This window comes from Mesorhizobium sp. P5_C1 (assembly GCF_054049815.1).
The window spans coordinates 1-20,780 of record NZ_JBFULQ010000049.1; the positions used below are offsets into that span (position 1 = coordinate 1).

The 20,780-nt window shown below is 64.4% G+C and carries 21 protein-coding genes; 15 read left to right on the forward strand and 6 right to left on the reverse strand.

What is annotated here, in order from left to right:
* Positions 1-134: 134 nt before the first annotated feature.
* From ACXJ7R_RS06610 to ACXJ7R_RS06650, 9 genes are all read left to right on the forward strand, one after another.
* On the forward strand, positions 135-458 hold the full coding sequence (locus ACXJ7R_RS06610; protein ID WP_457151110.1) for a YnfA family protein: 324 nt from the start codon (positions 135-137) through the stop codon (positions 456-458).
* A 2-nt stretch (positions 459-460) separates the two neighbouring features.
* On the forward strand, positions 461-1,429 hold the full coding sequence (locus tag ACXJ7R_RS06615) for a small ribosomal subunit Rsm22 family protein (protein WP_457151111.1): 969 nt from the start codon (positions 461-463) through the stop codon (positions 1,427-1,429).
* 220 nt (positions 1,430-1,649) lie between these two features.
* Entirely contained in the window at positions 1,650-3,140 is a 1,491-nt protein-coding gene (locus ACXJ7R_RS06620) for a replicative DNA helicase (RefSeq protein WP_095086422.1), read from the forward strand.
* 231 nt (positions 3,141-3,371) lie between these two features.
* On the forward strand, positions 3,372-4,775 hold the full coding sequence (gene radA / locus ACXJ7R_RS06625; RefSeq protein WP_457151112.1) for a DNA repair protein RadA: 1,404 nt from the start codon (positions 3,372-3,374) through the stop codon (positions 4,773-4,775).
* Positions 4,776-4,860: 85 nt separating this feature from the next.
* Positions 4,861-5,529 carry a CvpA family protein gene (locus ACXJ7R_RS06630; RefSeq protein ID WP_457151113.1) on the forward strand — a complete coding sequence of 223 codons (669 nt, stop codon included), beginning with the start codon at positions 4,861-4,863 and terminating at the stop codon, positions 5,527-5,529.
* Positions 5,530-5,633: 104 nt separating this feature from the next.
* Complete coding sequence (purF, locus tag ACXJ7R_RS06635) at positions 5,634-7,103, forward strand: amidophosphoribosyltransferase (protein WP_457151114.1); 1,470 nt, start codon at positions 5,634-5,636, stop codon at positions 7,101-7,103.
* Between the two features lie 48 nt (positions 7,104-7,151).
* Positions 7,152-7,892 carry an SDR family NAD(P)-dependent oxidoreductase gene (locus ACXJ7R_RS06640; protein ID WP_457151115.1) on the forward strand — a complete coding sequence of 247 codons (741 nt, stop codon included), beginning with the start codon at positions 7,152-7,154 and terminating at the stop codon, positions 7,890-7,892.
* 79 nt (positions 7,893-7,971) lie between these two features.
* Entirely contained in the window at positions 7,972-8,601 is a 630-nt protein-coding gene (locus ACXJ7R_RS06645) for a hypothetical protein (protein ID WP_457151116.1), read from the forward strand.
* A 168-nt stretch (positions 8,602-8,769) separates the two neighbouring features.
* The gene (locus ACXJ7R_RS06650) at positions 8,770-8,988 is read left to right on the forward strand and encodes a hypothetical protein (protein WP_027045347.1); all 219 of its coding nucleotides are present in this window, start codon (positions 8,770-8,772) and stop codon (positions 8,986-8,988) included.
* 19 nt (positions 8,989-9,007) lie between these two features.
* Here ACXJ7R_RS06650 and ACXJ7R_RS06655 read toward each other — a convergent pair whose 3' ends face one another.
* Positions 9,008-9,514 (reverse strand): OsmC family protein, encoded by a 507-nt coding sequence (locus tag ACXJ7R_RS06655; protein ID WP_457151117.1) that lies wholly within the window; start codon positions 9,512-9,514, stop codon positions 9,008-9,010.
* A gap of 224 nt (positions 9,515-9,738) precedes the next feature.
* Between ACXJ7R_RS06655 and ACXJ7R_RS06660 the strand changes: the two genes are divergently transcribed.
* Both ACXJ7R_RS06660 and ACXJ7R_RS06665 read left to right on the forward strand, forming a co-directional pair.
* The gene (locus tag ACXJ7R_RS06660; protein WP_457151118.1) at positions 9,739-10,626 is read left to right on the forward strand and encodes a DMT family transporter; all 888 of its coding nucleotides are present in this window, start codon (positions 9,739-9,741) and stop codon (positions 10,624-10,626) included.
* A 60-nt stretch (positions 10,627-10,686) separates the two neighbouring features.
* Positions 10,687-11,595 carry a DMT family transporter gene (locus tag ACXJ7R_RS06665; protein WP_457151119.1) on the forward strand — a complete coding sequence of 303 codons (909 nt, stop codon included), beginning with the start codon at positions 10,687-10,689 and terminating at the stop codon, positions 11,593-11,595.
* Positions 11,596-11,758: 163 nt separating this feature from the next.
* On the opposite strand, the gene ACXJ7R_RS06670 is transcribed toward ACXJ7R_RS06665, so the two are convergent.
* Positions 11,759-12,622, reverse strand: coding sequence for a LysR substrate-binding domain-containing protein (locus ACXJ7R_RS06670; protein WP_457151120.1), 864 nt, complete (start codon positions 12,620-12,622; stop codon positions 11,759-11,761).
* A gap of 112 nt (positions 12,623-12,734) precedes the next feature.
* Between ACXJ7R_RS06670 and ACXJ7R_RS06675 the strand changes: the two genes are divergently transcribed.
* A complete protein-coding gene (locus ACXJ7R_RS06675) occupies positions 12,735-13,142 on the forward strand; it encodes a tautomerase family protein (RefSeq protein WP_457151121.1) in 408 nt (135 codons plus the stop codon).
* A 143-nt stretch (positions 13,143-13,285) separates the two neighbouring features.
* Positions 13,286-15,508: an AMP-binding protein gene (locus ACXJ7R_RS06680; RefSeq protein ID WP_457151122.1), complete on the forward strand. Its 2,223-nt coding sequence runs from the start codon at positions 13,286-13,288 to the stop codon at positions 15,506-15,508.
* A 72-nt stretch (positions 15,509-15,580) separates the two neighbouring features.
* Here the strand turns inward: ACXJ7R_RS06680 and ACXJ7R_RS06685 are convergent, their stop codons facing one another.
* Positions 15,581-16,399, reverse strand: coding sequence for a CDP-alcohol phosphatidyltransferase family protein (locus tag ACXJ7R_RS06685; protein WP_095086458.1), 819 nt, complete (start codon positions 16,397-16,399; stop codon positions 15,581-15,583).
* Between the two features lie 3 nt (positions 16,400-16,402).
* Positions 16,403-17,101 (reverse strand): phosphatidylserine decarboxylase, encoded by a 699-nt coding sequence (locus ACXJ7R_RS06690; protein WP_457151123.1) that lies wholly within the window; start codon positions 17,099-17,101, stop codon positions 16,403-16,405.
* Between the two features lie 286 nt (positions 17,102-17,387).
* On the opposite strand from ACXJ7R_RS06690, the gene ACXJ7R_RS06695 reads away from it, so the two are divergent.
* Positions 17,388-18,029 (forward strand): lysozyme inhibitor LprI family protein, encoded by a 642-nt coding sequence (locus tag ACXJ7R_RS06695; RefSeq protein ID WP_457151124.1) that lies wholly within the window; start codon positions 17,388-17,390, stop codon positions 18,027-18,029.
* Positions 18,030-18,128: 99 nt separating this feature from the next.
* Positions 18,129-18,992, forward strand: a complete 864-nt coding sequence (locus ACXJ7R_RS06700; RefSeq protein ID WP_457151125.1) for an SMP-30/gluconolactonase/LRE family protein — start codon at positions 18,129-18,131, stop codon at positions 18,990-18,992.
* Between the two features lie 5 nt (positions 18,993-18,997).
* On the opposite strand, the gene ACXJ7R_RS06705 is transcribed toward ACXJ7R_RS06700, so the two are convergent.
* Positions 18,998-19,345, reverse strand: coding sequence for an antibiotic biosynthesis monooxygenase (locus ACXJ7R_RS06705; protein WP_457151126.1), 348 nt, complete (start codon positions 19,343-19,345; stop codon positions 18,998-19,000).
* Between the two features lie 129 nt (positions 19,346-19,474).
* On the reverse strand, positions 19,475-20,780 hold a 1,306-nt coding region (locus ACXJ7R_RS06710; protein WP_457151127.1), incomplete at its 5' end, for an ABCB family ABC transporter ATP-binding protein/permease.

Genomic DNA, 20,780 nt, shown 5'->3' on the forward strand with positions numbered 1-20,780 from the left:
GGATCCCATCGAGAAAAGCCCGGTAGCCAAGGCAACTCGCCGCCGCAAGGTCGCGGACCAGAAATAGCATTGCGGCTTGCCATTGCCGGCGCCTGCACTGAAAAAGGTCCAGTGATCGCCACCGGACCTTTTTCATGACCTATGTCCTCTACGTCGCTGCTGCCCTGGCCGAGATCGCAGGCTGCTTTTCGTTCTGGGCGTGGTGGCGGCTGGAGAAGTCGCCGCTGTGGCTGCTCCCCGGTCTCGCCTCGCTCGCTCTATTCGGCTTCCTGCTGGCGCTGGTCGATGCCAATGCCGCCGGCCGCGCCTACGCCGCCTATGGCGGCATCTATATCGCGGCGTCGCTTGGCTGGCTGTGGCTGGCGGAGGGCGTGCGCCCCGACCGCTGGGACCTCGCAGGAGCTGCGCTCTGCATTGTCGGCGCCTCTGTGATCCTCGTCGCGCCACGCGGAGCCTGAGCATGGAGTTACCGGCCCCACTTCGCCAGGGTGTCGAGCGTCTGCTCGAGAACGTTCCGCTGGCGACACTCAAGCAGGCGGCAAAAACGCTGTCCGACCGGTACCGCGCCGAACTGCGCGATGGTCGGCTGCATATGGCTGAGAACCTGGCCGTGCAAGCCTACCTGGCGACGCGGCTGCCGGCGACCTACGCCGCCGTGCGCGCCAGCCTCGATGCGCTCGGCGACGCCAGGCCCGGCTTTCAACCCAAGAGCCTGCTCGATGTCGGCGCCGGTCCTGGTACGGTGCTTTGGGCCACGAGCGACTTGTGGCCCGATCTCGAACAGGCGGTGCTGTTCGAAGCCAGCGCCGCGGCGCGCAGGGTCGGCGAGACGCTTGCCGCCGGCGCGATTGCCGCCCGAACCAGATGGCTGGCCGGCGACGCCACCATCGACCTTGCCGACATCGAGCCGGCCGATCTGGTCACTTGCGCCTATGTGCTCGACGAAATTGTCCCTGCGTCTCTGCCAAAGCTCATCGGTCGGCTGTGGCAACTCACCGGCGATACGCTGCTGGTCGTCGAGCCGGGCACGCCGGCCGGATGGCAGCGCATCCTTGCCGTGCGCCGGCAACTGATCGAGGCGGGCGCGCATGTGCAGGCACCCTGCCCGCATCAGGCGCCCTGCCCGCTCGCCCCGCCCGACTGGTGCCATTTCTCCCGCCGCGTCGCCCGCTCGCGCCTGCACCGGCTGGCCAAGGATGCCGACGTGCCGTGGGAGGACGAGAAGTTCATCTATGTCGCCGCTTCGCGACAGCCTGCTCCTTCCCCTCAGGCACGGGTCATCGCGCCGCCAAAATCAGGATCCGGCAAGGTGTTGCTGAAACTTTGCGAGAGCAACGGCAGTGCCGGCGAAAGGCTGTTCACCAAGCGCGACGGCGAGACTTTCAAGGCAGCGCGGCGGTCGGACTGGGGCGACGTTCTGGAGATTTGACCGGCACAATTGTTCTTGCTTCGTTCTTGTTTTTCGTGTAGATTGTTCCTCTGCCGAGTCAACAGAAATCGGGGGACGGGAATTCTGTCCTGTGGACGATTTGTTGTTCCTGTGAACAAGCGAACATTGATGTTGGTTGGCATCGGCACTGTTGCAGATAAGTCAGCACTGACTTTTGTCATTCTGGTATCGAAGAGCCGGGATCGAAATCGGGGATATCATGGCAGAGGCAGCGCGAAAATTCGGCGTCGCGGAAACACCGCTTTATCGTGAAGCGCCAAACAACATCGAGGCCGAGCAGGCGCTGCTCGGCGCCATCCTGGTCAACAACGACGCCTTCTACCGCGTCTCGGACTTTCTGAAGGCCGGCCATTTCTACGAGCCGCTGCACCGCAAGATCTATGAGGTGGCGTCCGAGTTCATCCGCATGGGCAAGGTGGCGACGCCGATCACGCTGAAAACCTTCCTGCCGGCCGATGAGAAGGTCGGCGACATGACGATGGCGCAATATGTCGTGCGGCTGGCGGTGGAAGCCGTCACCGTCGTCAACGCCACCGACTATGGCCGCGCCATCTATGACCTTGCGACGCGTCGCGCGCTGATCACCGTCGGCGAGGACATGGTCAACATTGCCTATGACGCGCCGGTCGACATGGCGCCCACCGAACAGATCGAGGATGCCGAGCGGCGGCTGTTCGAGCTGGCCGAAAACGGCCGCTACGATGGCGGGTTCGAGAGTTTTTCCGACGCGTTGAAGAACGCCGTGGACATGGCCAGTGCCGCCTATATGCGCGATGGGCACCTGTCCGGCATTGCCACCGGCCTGCGCGATCTCGACCACCGCATGGGCGGCCTGCAGCCGTCGGATTTGATCATCATCGCCGGCCGTCCGGGCATGGGCAAGACGTCGCTCGCCACCAACATCGCCTACAACATCGCTGCCGCCTATGAGCCTGCCCAGCAGGCGGACGGCTCCGTCAAGGCGGCCAATGGCGGCGTCGTCGGCTTCTTCTCGCTCGAAATGTCGTCGGAGCAATTGGCCACCCGCATCATTTCCGAGCAGACCGAGATCCCATCGTCGAAAATCAGGCGCGGCGACCTGACGGAAGCCGATTTCGGCAAGCTTGTCGCCTACACGCAGGAGAACCACAAACGCCCGCTCTACATCGACCAGACGGGCGGTATCTCGATTGCCCAGCTTGCGGCGCGCGCCCGCCGCCTCAAGCGCCAGCGCGGGCTGGATCTGATGGTCATCGACTATATCCAGCTCATGCAGGGTTCGTCCGCCAAGGCGTCGCAGAACCGCGTCCAGGAAATCACCGAGATCACCACCGGACTGAAGGCGCTCGGCAAGGAACTTGGCGTACCGATCATCGCGCTCTCACAGCTCTCGCGTCAGGTCGAAAGCCGCGACGACAAGCATCCTCAGCTGTCCGACTTGCGCGAATCGGGTTCGATCGAGCAGGACGCCGACGTGGTGCTGTTTGTGTATCGTGAGGAATATTACATCAAAAACAAGGAGCCCGAGAAAGGCACGCCCGAGCACCTCGCCTGGGAAACAAAGATGGTCGAGGTCCAGGGCAAGGCCGAAGTGATCATCGCCAAGCAGCGCCATGGACCGACCGGGACCGTCAGCCTTGCCTTCCAGGGCGAATTCACCCGCTTCTCCGACCTCGCCGAAGAGCATCATTTGCCGGAAAGGTTCGAGTGAGTTTTTGATCTACCCTCGCATTCCGTCACACCCCCCTCTGYCCTGCCGGRCATCTCCCCCGCAAGGGGAGAGATCGGCAGTTTCATTTGCGGCGCCCTCTCTTCAACCTGGGCGATTGGCGAAGACGGTGATGACATCCAATCTCCCCCCTTGCGGGGGAGATGTCCGGCAGGACAGAGGGGGGTGGGCAGGATCGCCAACTCCCGATTACTTCCAGGCAGCATCCAACTGATGGCCAAATCGCGGGTTCAGTTCATCTGCCAGAATTGCGGATCGGTGCATCAGCGCTGGGCCGGCAAATGCGATGCCTGCGGCGAGTGGAACACGCTGGTCGAGGAAGGCACGTCCGGCGGCATCGGCTCAGGGCCGGCCAACACGCGAAACGCCCGCAAGGGCCGCGCAGTGGTGCTGACAACGCTGTCGGGCGACATCGAGGACGCGCCGCGAATCATCTCGGGCATCGGCGAACTCGATCGCGCCACCGGTGGCGGCTTCGTGCGCGGCTCGGCGCTGCTGGTCGGCGGCGATCCTGGCATCGGCAAGTCGACGCTGCTCACCCAGGCCGCGGCTGCACTCGCGTCAAAAGGCCACCGCGTCGTCTACGTCTCGGGCGAAGAGGCCGTCGCGCAGATCAGGTTGCGGGCGCAGCGGCTCGGTGTTGCCGCCACGCCGGTGGAACTTGCCGCCGAGACCAATGTCGAGGACATCCTCGCCACCATCGCCGACGGCAGGCGGCCGGACCTGGTGATCCTCGATTCGATCCAGACGCTGTGGACCGACCTTGCCGATTCGGCGCCAGGCACCGTCACCCAGGTGCGCGCCGCCGCCCAGGCGATGATCCGCTATGCGAAATCCACGGGTGCGGCGATCGTCCTGGTCGGCCATGTCACCAAGGAAGGCCAGATCGCCGGGCCGCGCGTCGTCGAGCATATGGTCGATGCCGTGCTCTACTTCGAGGGCGAAGGCGGCCACCATTTCCGCATCCTGCGTACGGTGAAGAACCGGTTTGGGCCGACCGACGAGATCGGCGTCTTCGAAATGTCGGACAAGGGCCTGCGCGAGGTCGCCAACCCGTCCGAGCTTTTTCTCGGCGAGCGCCACGCGAAATCACCGGGTGCCGCGGTTTTCGCCGGCATGGAGGGCACAAGGCCTGTGCTGGTGGAGATCCAGGCGCTGGTCGCCCCCTCCTCGCTCGGCACGCCGCGCCGCGCGGTCGTCGGCTGGGACGGCGCCCGGCTGTCGATGATCCTGGCGGTTCTGGAAGCCCATTGCGGCGTGCGCTTCGGGAGCCACGATGTCTATCTCAACGTCGCCGGCGGCTATCGCATTTCGGAGCCCGCAGCCGACCTGGCGGTGGCGGCGGCCCTGGTTTCCTCGCTCACCGGTCTTGCCCTTCCCGCCGATTGCGTCTATTTCGGCGAAATCAGCCTTTCGGGCGCCGTGAGGCCGGTTGCGCATGCGCAACAGCGCCTCAAGGAAGCCGAAAAGCTGGGTTTTGGAAGCGCGGTTCTGCCCTTGGGCAGCGAGGAACTTGCCGGGGGGATCGGGGCCGGCGCTTTCCAGCCAACCGAGCTTGCCGACCTCGTGGCACGCATAGCCGGCACACGCCGAAGCCGCGTGGACGAGCAAGACTAGAGCATCGGACCGAAAACGGGGAAACCGGTTTTGGGAAACCCGATGCTCCGCGCTATAATGCGGCTCATGGAGTGGGGCGAAAGACATGCCGATTACGCTGCTTGACGGAATTCTCGTCGGCTTCACCCTGGTCTCGGCGATGCTCGCCATGGTTCGCGGCTTCTCACGCGAAATCCTGTCCGTCGTCTCCTGGGCAGCGGCAGCAGCGGCGGCGTTCTTCTTCTACAAGCCGGTGCTGCCTTACCTCAAGCCTTACATCGACAACGAAAAGATCGCCATGGCGGCCGCCGCCGGCATCGTCTTCGTCATCGCGCTGATCGTCGTCTCGGTCATCACAATGAAGCTCGCCGACTGGATCATCGATTCCAGGATCGGCGCTCTCGACCGCACGCTCGGCTTTCTCTACGGCGCGGCGCGCGGCATTCTGGTCGTTGCCGTCGCGCTCCTGTTCTTCAACTGGCTGGCTGGCGCCAAGGCACCGGCATGGGTCACGGATGCCAAGTCGCGGCCGTTGCTGGAGCAGATCGGCGCCAAGCTCGAAAGCCTGCTGCCCGAGGATCCGGAAAACGCCATCCTCAAGAAGCTCAACCCGAATCAGCCGGCTGCTGAGACGCCCGCTGCTCCGGACGCACCGGCGGCGGATGCCCCGGCGGGTGGCGAGGATGCCAACACGCCCGCTCCCGACGATGACGCCGCAGCACCGCCCGCGGAGAACGCTCCGGCCAATCCAGCGCCGGCTGCACCGGCAAACTGACGCCCGGAACGGGCGCCGGAAACTGACGATGGTGCGAACGGCTGCACGGGCGCGTTGCTTTCGACGCGAACCCGCACTATATGGCGATTTTAGCGGAGCTTAAGATGGCAGACGCAGACGACGTGCTTTCCGCCGAGGCCGACGACCATTTCCACGACGAATGCGGCGTGTTCGGCATTTTCGGCCGGCAGGATGCGGCAGCCATCGTCACACTTGGCCTGCATGCGCTGCAGCATCGCGGCCAGGAAGCGGCCGGCATCGTTTCCTATGACGGCACCCAGTTCCATGTCGAACGCCATGTCGGCCTGATCGGCGACACCTTCACCAAGCAGCGCGTCATCGACAGCCTGCAAGGCAACCGTGCCATCGGCCATACGCGTTACGCCACGACAGGCGGCGCCGGCATGCGCAACATCCAACCCTTCTTCGCCGAACTGGCCGATGGCGGCTTTGCAGTCGCCCACAACGGCAATTTGACCAATGCCATGACCGTTCAGCGGGCGTTGCAGAAGCAGGGTGCGATCTTCTCCTCCACCTCCGATACCGAGACGCTGTTGCACCTCGTCGCCACCAGCAAGGAGCGCGATTTGAACTCGCGTTTCATCGACGCGGTGCGCCAGGTCGAGGGCGCCTTCTCGCTGGTGGCGATGACATCCAAGAAGATGATCGGCTGCCGCGATCCGCTCGGCATTCGGCCGCTGGTGCTCGGCGATCTCGACGGCGCCTGGATCCTGGCGTCGGAAACCTGCGCGCTCGACATCATCGGCGCGCGATTCGTGCGCGATCTCAAGCCCGGCGAGATGGTTGTCGTCACGTCCAAGGGTATTGAAAGCCTGTTCCCGTTCGAGCCGCAGAAGACCCGCTTCTGCATCTTCGAATATGTCTACTTCGCCCGGCCGGATTCCTCGGTCGAGGGCCGCAACGTCTATGAAGTGCGCAAGCGCATCGGCGCCGAATTGGCGCAGGAAAGCCCGGTCGAGGCCGACATCGTCGTGCCGGTGCCGGATTCGGGCACGCCGGCCGCGATCGGCTTTTCGCAAGCCGCCGGTATTCCCTTCGAACTCGGCATCATCCGCAACCACTATGTCGGCCGGACCTTCATCCAGCCGGGCGATTCGATCCGCCACATGGGCGTCAAGCTGAAGCACAACGCCAACCGCCGCATGATCGAGGGCAAGCGCGTGGTGCTGGTCGACGACAGCATCGTGCGCGGCACCACCAGCCAGAAGATCGTGCAGATGGTGCGCGATGCCGGCGCCARGGAAGTGCATATGCGCATCGCCTCGCCGCCGACGCGCGCCTCCTGCTTCTACGGCGTCGACACGCCGGAAAAATCGAAGCTTCTGGCATCGCGGATGTCGGTGGAAGAAATGGCCGAGTTCATCCGGGTCGATTCGCTCGGCTTCCTCACCATTGATGGCCTCTATCGCGCCGTCGGCGAGGCCAGCCGCGACAACGACCAGCCGCAGTTCTGCGATGCCTGCTTCACCGGCCAGTATCCGACCCGCCTGCTCGACTTCGAAGGCCACGACAATGTGCGCACGCTGTCGCTGCTGGCGACGAGCGGGTCGTAGGATTGCCGCACCGTCATCCGCGTTCGTGAAATTCCCGGAATCCATAGCATGACCCTCGACCTTACCGGCCGCGTTGCGGTCGTCACCGGCGCCTCGCGCGGCATCGGCTATTTCATCGCCAAGGAGTTGGCTGCAGCCGGCGCGCATGTGATCGCCGTAGCGCGTACCGTCGGCGGGCTGGAAGAGCTCGACGACCAGATCAAGGCGGCCGGCGGCCAGGCGACGCTGGTGCCACTCGATCTTGCCGACATGGCCGGCATCGACCGGCTGGGCGGGGCCATCCATGAGCGCTGGGGCAAGCTCGACATTCTCGTCGCCAATGCCGGCGTGCTCGGCGTGATCTCACCGATCGGCCATGTCGAGGCGAAAACGTTCGAGAAGGTGATGACCATCAACGTCACCTCGACATGGCGGCTGATCCGCTCGGTCGATCCGCTGCTGCGGCTGTCCGACGCCGGCCGCGCCATTTTGCTGTCCGCGAATTCGGCCCACTCGGCGCGCGCCTTCTGGGCGCCCTACGCGGCGTCCAAAGCGGCGGTCGAGACGATGATGCGCTCCTGGGCGCATGAGACGCAAAGCTTGCCGCTCAGGATCAACGCCGCCGACCCCGGCCCCACCCGCACCGCGATGCGCGCCCAGGCTGTACCCGGCGAGGATCCGGCTACACTGCCGCACCCCTCGGAGGTCGCCAAACTTATCGTGCCGCTGGCCAGTCCGGACCTGAAGGAGACCGGATTGATCTTCCAGGCCAAGCACAACCGCTTTGTCGCCTATCGTCAGCCGGAATAGCTGCTTTTTGCCGGAAGATTTTCGGCACCGCCGACGTTCTTCGAATGTCACACATTCGAAACCTGAACGGAGGACCACCATGCGCAGACTGCTTCTCGCCACCGCCGCCGCCCTTATCGCGGCCGCCGGCGCCGCCTATTCGCAAGACGCAAAGATGAGCTTCTTCGTCACCAGCGTTGGCTCCGGCAAGGGTGCCGACCTCGGCGGCCTCAAGGGTGCGGACGCGCATTGCGCCTCGCTGGCGGAAGCCGCCGGCGTCACCGGCAAGAGCTGGGCCGCCTATCTGTCGACCAGCGATACCGACGCGCGCGACCGCATCGGCAAGGGGCCGTGGGTGAACGCCAAGGGTGTGACGATCGCCGACGATGTCGCCTCATTGCACGGCGACGCCAATGGCATCACCAAGCAGACGGCGCTGAACGAGAAGGGCGAAGTGGTCAACGGCCGTGGCGACAAGCCAAACCGCCACGACATGCTGACCGGCTCCAAACCCGATGGCACGAAGATCGCCGACCAGACCTGCGGCGACTGGACGATGAGCGGAGCGGAAGGTGCGGCGATGATGGGCCATCACGACCGCACCGGCCTCGACGATTCGGCGGCCGCCAAATCCTGGAACTCCTCGCATGCCTCGCGTGGCGGCTGCAGCCAAGAGGCGCTGAAGGGCACCGGCGGTGACGGCCTGTTTTATTGTTTTGCCACCAACTAAGCCCGCCTGGGTTTAGATCTGGGCCCAGATCCGCCATCGCATCACGCGGCTGTGATGTCATGGCGGAAGGCTGCGCGGCGGTCATGCTTTCGTCATTTCGGCGGAGTTGATAGGATCGCAGCGACTCCCGCAACAAGCGCCCCAATTGGGCAGAACAAGGACATCCCCATGGCAACGACCGCAGCGTTGGTCTGGTATCTGGTAATCGCCGGCCCGCAGGGCGGCATGGTCGTGCTGCCCAGCACCTTCGACAAGCGCGAACAGTGCACCGCCGCCATCACCGAATATCAGAAGCAGCCGACACCGACCGGCTGGTCGGTGCAATGCGTGCCGAGCGCCTCGCCCTTCACCGACGAGGGCGACGCCGAAGAGCCGGCAGCGCAGTAAGCATCCGGCGCACGGCGTTTCAGCGCCGTGCGCTCACCGTCAGCTGCGGCTTCTGGTTGATGGTCTGGAACACCACGCAATAGCGCTCGGTCAGCTTCAGCAGGGAGTCTACCCGCTCCTGCGGCTCGTCGGTATCGAGATCGAAATTGAGCCGGATGGCGCGAAAGCCGACCGGCGCATCCTTGGCGACACCGAGCGTGCCGCGAAAATCGAGGTCGCCTTCGGCTTCCACCGTGGCAGCGCCCAGCTTGAACTCCAGCGCCGTCGCCACCGCCTTCAGCGTCACCCCGGCGCAGGCCACCAGCGCCTCCAGCAGCATGTCGCCCGAGCAGAGCTCGAGCCCCGAGCCACCGGTTGCCGGATGCAATCCTGCGATCGCGATCGCCCTGCCCGTCTCCACCTTGCAGGTAACCGACTGGTCGTCGATCGACCCTTTGGCGCGAAGCGTGATCAGTGCCTGCGCAGCGTCGTCGCGATAAGCCTGCTTCAGTGGCGCCTGCATCGCCTTCAGTTCGGTCGCATCCATTTCCGTTCCTTCGCTCTCGTGGCCGGACAGCGGCGTGGCTTTGTCAGATATAAGTGCCGATTGCCTTCTGGAAGCAAGGTCGCCATCGCCTGCCCCAACGCAAGCTTAGGGCTGGCGTAGCGCTGTGCCGACTTTCGCCCGTATAGCTTTTGGTACGGGAGACTTCCTCTCGCGTCGCTCCTCACAGCATTTTGTCGCCTCCTGCAACTTTGGTCCCGCGCCTTATGGCCGATGTCGCCATTCTCGAAACACGCGAAAGGGTTCTCGGCGGAATCTTGCTGACCGGTGCGGCCTATTTCCTGTTTTCGACGCAGGATGCCTCGATCAAGCTGCTGGTCACCGGYATGACGGTCTGGCAGATCATGTTCTTCCGCAGCATCACCATTCTTGGCGCTTGCGCGGCGATCGGTGGGCAACGGCTGTTTGCCGACACGGTGCGCTCACCGATCGTGCGGCCGATGCTGGTGCGCAGCGCCTTCACCCTCGCCGCCTGGCTTTGTTATTACAATGCCGCGCGCAGCCTTCAGCTTGCAGAACTGACCACCGTCTACTACGCGGCACCGATCATCGTCACCGTGCTTTCGGTGGTGATGCTCGGCGAAAAGGTGCCGATGCTGCGCTGGTTTGCGGTGCTGATCGGCTTTGCCGGCGTCTTCGTCGCTTGCGACCCGACCCATCTCGGCCTGTCCGTGCCGGTGGTCCTGGTGCTGGCGGCGGCCTTTTTGTGGGGCATAGCCATCGTGCTTCTGCGCAAGACCGCGCTTGCCGAGCGTTCGATGATCCAGCTTCTCCTGAACAACTTCTATTTTCTGCTCTTTTCGGGGGGACCGGCGCTGCTCTGGTGGCAAACGCCGGACTGGGCCCAGTTGCTGCTCCTTGCCAGCGTCGGCGCGCTCGGTGGGTTTGCGCAGTATCTTCTGTTCGAAGGCATGAAGCGGGCGCCGGCTTCGATCCTTGCACCCCTCGAATACACCTCGCTGTTATGGGCGTTCGCGCTCGGCTTTGCGATCTGGGGCGACGTGCCGCGCCGTGAAGTATTCTTCGGCGCCGCCCTTATCATCGCCGCCGGGCTGCTGATTGTCGGCACCGAGCATTTCCGCAAGCGGCTATGATGTGGATCGCCGTCACTGCTGACGCTACGATGTCAGGACGCAACGGCGTAGGCTGGCGGCATGAGTGACATTGCAGCCCCGACGGACAGCGCCACTGAGCGCACGCTGGGTATCCTGCTGGTGTCGTCATCGGCGGCGGTGTTCGGCCTGACCGGGGTGCTGACCAAGTCGATCCACGCCGATCCGCTGACCATCACCTGCTGGCGAGGCTTTGTCGGCTCGATCCTGATCAGCCTCTATGTGCTGTGGCGCCGCCATCGCTCCGGCAACCGCGAAACGTTGCGCCTTGGCTGGCGGGGCTGGCTCCTGGCGGTGGAAGGGGCGCTGGCCAGCATCGCCTTCATCTCGGCCTTCAAGTTCACCTTCGTCGCCAATGTCGCGATCATCTATGCCACCGCGCCTTTCGTCACAGCGCTGCTGGCCTGGGTTCTGACGCGCGAGCCGTTCCGATTGCAGACGATGGTCGCCGCCGCCGTCTCGCTGTGCGGCGTGGCGATCATGGTCTGGTCCGGGTTCGGCACCGGTCATCTGTTCGGGGACGGGTTGGCGCTGCTGATGACCATCGGCAGCGCGCTCTACATGATCATGGTGCGCGCCTTCCGGGAGACGCCGGTGGTGTGGGCCGGCGCGGTTTCGGCCTTCCTCTTGTTCGTGCTCGGCTGGTTCGTCAGCGATCCGCTGGCGGTCACGCCACGCGACGCGGTGCTGCTTGCCACCTTCGGCTCATGCTTTGCGCTGTCCTCGATCCTGTGGACGGAAGGGGCGCGGCTCATTCCGGCGGCCGAATCCGGGCTGCTCGGCTCGGCCGAAGTGCCGTTCGCGATCCTGTTTGCCTTCCTGTTCCTGGGCGAGATCGCACCAGCCGCCAGCATGGTCGGCGGCGCCATCGTGTTGTGCGCGGTGTTTGCCCATGCGGGGCGGGATTGGCTGATGGCCCGCTCGCAACGGCTGGCGTCAAATATTTCGTAAAAAAGTTACACAGTCACGGAACCATCGTCCGGCTCATGCATTGTTGGTGTGACGGGCCACCCCCAAGTCCCCCCAAACCCCTCGGCCCGTCCTACTCCCAAGCCGACCGCAAGGTCGGCTTTTTCTTGGGCGTTTGATCCGCAGCGAGATCGGATCTTGTCGATCAGCCAAGGAGGCCGGGCAGAGCCAAATTGCCACTCAGCAGTGCCGCAAGATCAGCTGCCGGACCATCCGCACCGGCGCGCAGCCGAACGGCAAATTCAGCTATCGGAACCTGCGGCAGACCAAGTTCGCGCGGCGCTTCGACAATGCCGGAATGGGCAAAGCGCGCGGTGCGCAGCGTCAGCGCAAGACCCGCATTCACCGCCGTGCGCAAGCCGGCCAGGCTGGCGCTGCCGGCGGCGATGCGATAGCGGCGGCCGGCCGTATCGAGCGCGGCAAGTGCTGCTTCGCGAAAGCCGCAATAGGGATCGAGCAACGCCAGCGGCAATTCTTCCTGGCGCGAGGCCAGCCCCTTTTGCGAACACAGCCATATCATCGGTTCGCGCAGCACGCCGACTTCGTCCGGCGCAGCAGTCTGGCGCATGACGATCGCCAGGTCGAGCCCGCCGGACTGCATCGCTTGCGCCAGTTCGGCGGAGCGGCCGACACGCAATTCGATCCTGACGCGCGGATGGCTGACGGCGAAGGCGCGCAGCAGATCGGGCAGACCGCTGTCGGCAAAATCCTGCGTCGTCCCGATGGCAACGCGCCCGGCAGCACGCGCGCCCTTCAACGCCAGCCACGCCTCGCGGTGAGCGGCAAGGATGCGCCTTGCATGGCCGACGAGATCCTCGCCGGCCGGCGTCAGGCCTCGGCCCCGGCCCTGCGGCGCCAGAAGCGCCTCGCCGACGATTTCCTCGAGCCGCTGCATCTGCGCGGTGACCGCCGAGGGTGAACGGCCGACGCTCAACGCCGCCTGCGCCAGCGAGCCGCTGTCGACGAAAGCGATAAAAGTCCTGAGCAGGTCGGGATCGAGCGTTTCCATAATTCGATAATATCGAACCTTCAATTGAAAACAATTCGATTTTTTTGACTCGATGACAGTGGCATGGTCCTTCCAACGGCGATCCGACGCCGCTCAAACCAGGAGAAGAAAAATGCCCATCATCAACGTCAGCGTCACCGGCAAGCCTGATGCCGCGCTGTCTGCCCGGATCGCCGGAGAAATCACCGAAATCACGGCCGCGCAGTTGCGCAAGGATCCGACGATCACCGCGGTTGCCGTTTCCTATATCGATCCGCAACACTGGTTCGCCGGCGGCAAGTCACTGGCCGAGCATGGCACCAACACGTTCTGGCTCGATATCAAGGTGGTCGACGGCACCAACACCAAGGTCGAGCTGGAGGCCTATCTGAAGGCGATCTTCGACGCCTTCGGCCGCCTTTTGGGCGGTGTGCATGAGGAAAGCTATGCCTTCGTGCATGAAGTGCCGGCCGCCGCCTATGGCTATGGCGGTAAGACGCAGGAGTTCCGTTTCATCAGCGGGCGGTTGAAGGCGGCGTGAGCTGCGGCCTTCCCTTCTCTCCCAAAAGGGGGAAGGAAGCGAGCGCTGCGCCTCCACATTGACGTTGCCCTCCATTCCGCTACGCTCTGCCCCGAAGCGGTCGCAAAGAGCCGCGATGCTAGAATCGTTGGGAGAGAAGCGGCATGATCCTGACACTGGCGCTGCTTGCGGGTCTTGTCCTGGCCTGGCTGCTGATCGGCGTGGTGGAGAAATTCCGCCTCAGCCTGCGTTTCACCCAGGCACTGCTCTATGTGCCGTTCAAGCTTGCCTACCGGATCAGCGACAACCGCGTCAGGATCGCCCGCAAGGCGCAGGCCCCTGTCATCTACGTCATCTCGCATCAATCGCGTTTCGAGCCGGCGCTGATGCTGTCGCTGCTGCCGGACGACACGCTGCATATACTCGACGAGGTCTCGGCGCGGTCGCCATGGCTCGAACCGTGGCGCGAGCTTGGCCGCACCATCGCCTTCAACGCCGAACATCTCTTCGTCAGCCGCAGGCTGGTGCGCGTGCTGAAGGGCAAGGGGCGACTCGCCGTCTATCTGCCGGACGCGGTCGAGCCCAACGTCAAGACGTTTCGCCTGTTTCGCGCCGTCACCCGCATCGCCATGCAGGCCGACGCCAAGATCGTGCCGATCTTCGTCGCCGGCGCGCGCAGCCTGCCGGTGTCGTTGACGCAGGCGGACAAGGCGCCGCGGCACTGGTTTCCGCAACTGTCTATCAGCGTGCTGGAACCGATGACCATCGCCGAACTGGCAGCGCGCAACCCGGACCAGGCCTCGAACACCAACGCGCTGTTCGACCGTGTCGCCGAGGCCCGGCTTTTCGGCGCCGAGCTCGATCGTGGCCTGTTCCTGGCAATGCGCGACGCCGCTGCCCGTGTCGGCGCCTCGCACCCGATCATCGAGGATGTCATCTCCGGCGCGCTGAGCTACCGCAAGATGTTCATGGGCGCCCGTGTCCTTGGCCGCCGGTTCGAGGCGGTGACGGCGCCGGGCGAAGCGGTCGGCCTGCTGCTGCCCAACGCCAATGGCGTGGTGCTGTCGTTTGTCGGCCTGCTGTCTGGCGGCCGGGTGGCAGCAATGATCAACTACACCGCCGGCCCGGCCAGCGTAACCGCGGCGGTGCGCACGGCGGTGATCCGCACGGTCGTCTCCTCCCGTGCCTTCGTCGAGAAGGCCGACCTTGCCGATATTGTCGCGGCGGTCGAGAACGGCGGCGCCAAGCTGCTTTGGCTGGAGGATGTGCGGGAAGACGTCACCGCGCTCGACAAGCTTGCCGCGGCCTTGCTGTGGCGCTGGCCGCTGCAGCGGCAGGATGCGGCCAAGCCTGCGGTGATCCTGTTCACCTCGGGTTCGGAAGGCACACCCAAGGCAGTGGTGCTGTCGCACAAGAACCTGCTTGCCAACGCCATGCAGGCCGAGGCGCGCATCACCATCTCGCCCGCCGACATCCTGCTCAACGTGCTGCCGGTGTTCCATTCCTTCGGCCTGACGGGCGGCACCATCCTGCCGCTGGTCACCGGGGTAAAGCTGTTCCTCTACCCCTCGCCGCTGCACTACAAGATCATCCCCGAGATCGCGCGCAAGGTGAAACCGACCATCATGTTCGGCACCGACACGTTCCTCGCCAACTATGCGCGCACCGCCAAGGACGGCGATTTTTCCAGCCTGCGCTTCGTCGTCGCCGGCGCCGAGGCGGTGAAGCCGGAAACCCGCCGCGTCTATCGCGAACGCTTCCAGGCCGAGATCATCGAAGGTTTTGGACTGACGGAAGCCGCACCCGTGGTGGCCGTCAACACCGCGATCCATGGCCGCGACGGCACGGTCGGCCGGCTGCTGCCGGCGATGCGCATGAAGCTGGAGCCGGTCGAAGGCATATCCGACGCCGGCCAGTTGTGGCTCGACGGACCGAACCTGATGATGGGCTACATGACTGCCGATCGCCCCGGTGAGTTGCAGCCGCTGACCGGCTGGCACGACACCGGCGACATCGTCGCCGTCGACCGCGAAGGCTTCATCACCATTCGCGGCCGCGCCAAGCGCTTCGCCAAGATCGCCGGCGAGATGGTGTCGCTGGGTGCTGTCGAGATGCTGGTGCAGTCGCTGTGGCCGGAAGAACGCCATGCGGCGGTGGCGGTGCCGGACAAGAGGCGCGGCGAGCGCATCGTGCTGGTCACCACCGCCGACGATGCCAATCCCGACGAGTTGCGCAAATTCGGCAAGCAGGCGGGCGCCGCCGAACTGATGGTGCCGAACGACATCATCAAGGTCGAGGAAATCCCGGTGCTGGGTTCCGGCAAGACCGACTATGTGTCGACCAGAAAGCTGGCGATCGACAGGCTGGGGCTCGGTGTGGCGGCCTGAAGCTATTCTTCGTCATCCTAGCGCGGAGCGTAGACGCCAGGATGACGAATGCGGAGCGGGCTTCGAGCAACCCTACCCGATGTCCGAAGGCGGCACTTTCTCGCCCTCCTGCTTGGCGCGCTTCGAATAGGCGCGCACGCTGAACGGCAGGAAGAGCAGATAACCGGCGACCGAGGCGGTCAGCGTGTACCAGGGATAGGTCATCAGCAGCAGCACGTAGAGCACGACGCCAAGGATGATCGGCAGCACCTTGTCGCCTGGCACTCTCAGGCTCTTGCCGGAATAGACCGGCAGCCGGCTGACCAGCAGGAAGGCAACCAGGATGGTGAAGCCGGTGGCGACGAAGGCAGCCGGGCGACTGGGCTCCAGACCTGTGCGCAGGAAATACAAATAGAGCGGCAGCATCACCAGCACGGCGCCCGCCGGCGCCGGCACGCCGACGAAATATTCGGACTGCCACACGGGGCGCTCGGCCTTCTCGTCGTCGAGCACGTTGAAGCGGGCAAGCCTGAGCCCGCAGGCGATGGCGAACAGAAGTGCTGCGATCCAGCCCGGCGATCCGGCGCGGTCGAGCAGGAAGGCATAGAGCACCAAGGCGGGCGCAACACCGAAGTTGACGATGTCGGCCAGCGAATCCATCTGCGCGCCGAACTTGGAGGTCGCCTTCAGCATCCGCGCCAGCCGCCCGTCAATGCCGTCGAGGAAAGCCGCGAGCAGCACCATCACCACTGCCGGCTCAAAACGGCCCTCAAAGCCGAAACGGATGCCGGACAGGCCGGCACAGATGGCCAGCACGGTAACGAGGTTGGGCAGCACCATGCGCATCGGGATTTCGCGGATGCGCGGGCCGCCGCTGGCATGGGCTTCGAACTTTTTGTATTGCGTGCCCACCGGTCAGGAAATCCGCACGAGGGGAGTGCCGGCGACACCGCCGAATTCGGCCAGCACGGTTTCGCCGCCGACCGCGGTCTGGCCGACGGCAACGCGCGGCGTGGCGGTGAGCGGCAGGAACACGTCGACGCGAGAGCCGAAGCGGATCAGGCCGAAACGCTCGCCGATGGCGATAGAGCCGCCGGCCTCGGCCCAGCAGACGATACGGCGCGCCACCAGACCGGCGATCTGGACAGCCGCGACCGTGCCGTTGGGGCTGTCGATGACCAGGCCGTTGCGCTCATTCTCGGTGCTCGCCTTGTCGAGTTCGGCATTGAGGAATTTGCCCGGCCGGTGCTCGATCTTGGCAATACGGCCACGCACCGGGGCGCGGTTCACATGGCAGGAAAACACGTTCATGAACACCGAGATGCGGGTCATCTCGACGTTGCCGAGGCCAAGTTCGCGTGGCGGCACCGCTGGTCCGACCGCCGAAATGATGCCGTCGGCGGGGCTCACCACCAAGCGGTCGTCGACCGGCGTGACGCGCTCGGGATCGCGGAAGAAATAGACGCACCAGGCGGTCAGGATAAGGCCGACCCAGAACAGGATCGACGAGAAATAGCCGAGGAAAAGCGTCGCCGCGCCGAAGGCCGCGATAAAGGGATAGCCTTCGCGATGGATCGGTACGAACGCGTTCTTGACCGTATCGACAAGGCTCATCGGGCTGGGGCAGGCTCCGTTTCAAGTCCGGCCTCAATAGCCGAAAGCCCAATTCACCGCAACGCAACAATCGGCAAGGCCGCATTGGCCGCAACTGGCGAGAGCCATCATGCGCTTGCCTGTCGGCATCGTTGCCGCCAGAATTCAGGCCACCGCCGGTTCGCAGCCACAGAGAAAAGACCGACTGCCCATGATCCGACACCTGAACGGGGCCAACCTTGATTCCAGGCGATGGGCTGAAATAGCTGGGGTTCTGGTCGCACTGCTGGCATCGAATGGCAACGCAATGGCACAAGCCAGGCCATCCTTCGACTGCACAAAGGCCGCCAGCGCGGCGGAAAAGGCCATCTGCGCCGACCCTGCCCTGGCGCAGGCCGATGCGGACGTGGCGAAAACCTACGCGGCGGTGCTGAAGACGCTCGATCCTCACGCCGGCAAGGCCTTGCGGGACGACCAAGGCGATTTCATTGCGTATCGCGACCAGATCGCCGGCTTCAACGAGAACACACCCAAGGATCGGCAGAATTTCGATCTCGGCGAATTCCTGCGCGACCGAGCGGCCTTCCTCGCCGGCATCCGCAAGCCCAAGGATACCGGTTTCATCGGCACATGGAGCAGCGTTCGCGGGACGGTCGAGATCAAGGCGGCTGGCGCTGGCAAGCTCGACGTGTCGGAAGAGGTCGCGAATCCTGTCTCCGGCAGTGGTTCGTGCGAAATCGGCGGCACGGTCAAGGTCCGCAAGGACTTGCGGCTTGTCGATACCGACGACAACGAAAAGCCGACCGGCTTTGTTTTCATCTTCCGCCGCGATGGCGATGCGCTCGTCGTCGAGCAGAGCGGCACCGGCAAGGACGGCATTTCGGAACCGCCGTCATGCGGCGCCAACGGTCATGCCGATGGCAATTTCTTCCTGAGCGAAAAACCGTAGGGCTGCTGTCGGGGGTCCGTCCCCTCGCCCGTCCTTGGTGAGACAGCGCTTCATTCCGCCCGCAAGGGCCGACGACGCGTGCAACGGAGGCTCCCGATTATGCAGGCATCATCTGGCAACAAAGCTCGTGTCGTGACCAGCGGCCTCGCCTTCGGGGAATCGCCGCGCTGGCATGACGGTCGCCTGTGGCTCTGTAACTGGGGGACCGGCGAGATCATCGCCGTCGATGCCGACGGCAGCCGTGAGATCGTGCTCACCGTGCCGGCTGTACTGCCCTACTCCATCGACTGGCTGCCGGACGGTCGCCTGCTCGTCGTCTCCGGTCGCGAGGGGTTGGTGTTGCGCAGGGAACCGGACGGTTCACTGGTTACCCACGCCGATTTGCGCGGCCTGTCGAAAAGCCCGTGGAACGAGATCGTCGTCGACGGGCGCGGCAACATCTATGTCAATGGCGGCGGCCCGGCGCCGGCTCCCGGCCAGTATTTCGGCCCAGGTACCGTCGTGCTGGTCACGCCAGACGGCGCGGTCCGGCAAGTGGCGGAAAATATCGCGTTCGCCAACGGCATGGCGGTGACGCCGGACAACAAGACGCTGATCGTCGCCGAATCGCACGCCAACCGGCTGACTGCCTTCGACATCGCCGCGGACGGCAGCCTCGCCAACCGCCGCGTCTGGGCCGACCTCGATGGTTTTCCCGACGGCATCTGCCTCGATGCCGAAGGGGCGGCCTGGTACGCGGACGTTCCCAACAAGCACTGCGTGCGGGTGCTCGAAGGCGGTGAGGTGCTGCAGACCGTCAATGTCGATCGCGGCTGCTTTGCCTGCATGCTGGGCGGTGCGGACCTGAAAACGCTGTTCATCGCCGCCGCCGAATGGCGCGGCTTCGAGCACATGATCAGCGATGCCCGCACCGGCCAGGTGCTCAGCGTTGAAGCGCCGGCACCTGGTGTCGGCTGGCCGTAGAGGCCTTACACCCCGGGAATCCGCTGATAGTTGGCGATGTCGGCTCGCACGCCGAGCCGGGCGATCGTCTCCTGCGGATTGAAACCGGCTCGCGCATGCTCGGCCGTGACGATCGGCACGACCCGGTCGACGACCGACTGGCTTTCCCATTCGACGATCGTGACCAGGTTGAATTCGCCCGGGCCAGAGAATTGCTCGAGCAGGAAATCCTGCACGAAGCCATCCTGCCGGYGCAGCACCTCATGCGTTGCCTTGACCTTGGCGAGTATCTCTTCGCGGGCGGCGGCCGGGACGACGAACTTGTCCACCCTGAACACACTGCCGCCATCAGCACTCTGATTTATCTTGCTCATTTTCGATTGTTCCGTTCCTGGATCTTGGTGTTTGCGGGCTCCAAGAACGGCCTACAATCTCAACCAAAGTTGAGGTCAAGCGGATTTTTTCGACACGTTTTCCTTCTCCCCTGGGGGAGAAGGAAAACGCTATGACAYCTCCGACGTGCGGCGGCGGACGATGACGCCAAGCTCGTCGCCCTCGCGGGCGATGCGCAGCCGCTCTTCGGCTTCGGTCGCTTCGCGCTGGCGGTCCCACATCGAGGCGTAGAGGCCGTGTTTGCGCATCAGCTCGGCATGGGTGCCGCGCTCGGCGATCTGGCCATCCTGCAGCACGATGATTTCGTCGGCGGAAATCACAGTCGACAGCCGGTGGGCGATGACGATGGTGGTGCGGCCACGGCTGACCAGATCGAGCGCGGCCTGGATCTCTTGCTCGGTGTGGCTGTCGAGCGCCGAAGTCGCCTCGTCCAGCATCAGGATCGGCGGCGCTTTCAAAATGGTGCGGGCGATCGCCACGCGCTGCTTCTCGCCGCCGGAGAGTTTCAGCCCGCGCTCGCCGACCATCGACTTGTAGCCATCGGGCAGCCGCTCGATGAACGGGCCGATCTGGGCGAGTTCGGCCGCCTTGCGCATGTCCTCCTCGCTGGCGCCGATGCGGCCATAGCGGATGTTGTAGGCGATGGTGTCGTTGAACAGCACCGTGTCCTGCGGCACCATGCCGATCGCCCCGCGCAGGCTCTCCTGCGTCACGTCCCTGATATCCTGACCATCGATCAGCACCTGGCCGCCCTGGACGTCGTAGAAGCGGAACAGCAGCCTGGAGATGGTCGACTTGCCGGCGCCCGACGGCCCGACGATGGCGACCGTCTTGCCGGCCGGCACCGCGAAGCTGATGCCCTTCAGGATCTTGCGGTTCGGATCATAGGAGAAATGCACGTCGCGAAACTCGACCTTCCCTGCGCTGACGGCGAGTGGCCTGGCATCCGGCTTGTCGACGATCTCCTGCGGAACATCCAGAAGGTCGAACATCTGCTCGATATCGGTCAGCCCCTGTCGGATTTCGCGATAGATGAAGCCGATGAAATTGAGCGGCACCGACAGCTGCATCAGCATCGCGTTAATGAAGACGAAGTCGCCGACCGTCTGCGTGCCCGCCTGCACTTCGAGTGCCGACATGCACATGACGATGACGGTGCCGAGGCCGAAGATGATGCCCTGGCCAAAGTTCAGCCAGCCGAGCGAAGTCCAGATGCGGGTCGCCGCGATCTCGTAGCGCGCCATCGAGCGGTCGAAGCGCTCGGCCTCCATGCCTTCATTGTTGAAATATTTGACCGTCTCGTAGTTGAGCAGCGAGTCGATCGCCTTGGTGTTGGCGTCGGTGTCGCTGTCGTTCATGTCGCGGCGGATGCCGATGCGCCAGTCGCTCGCCCGCACCGTGAACCAGACATAGACC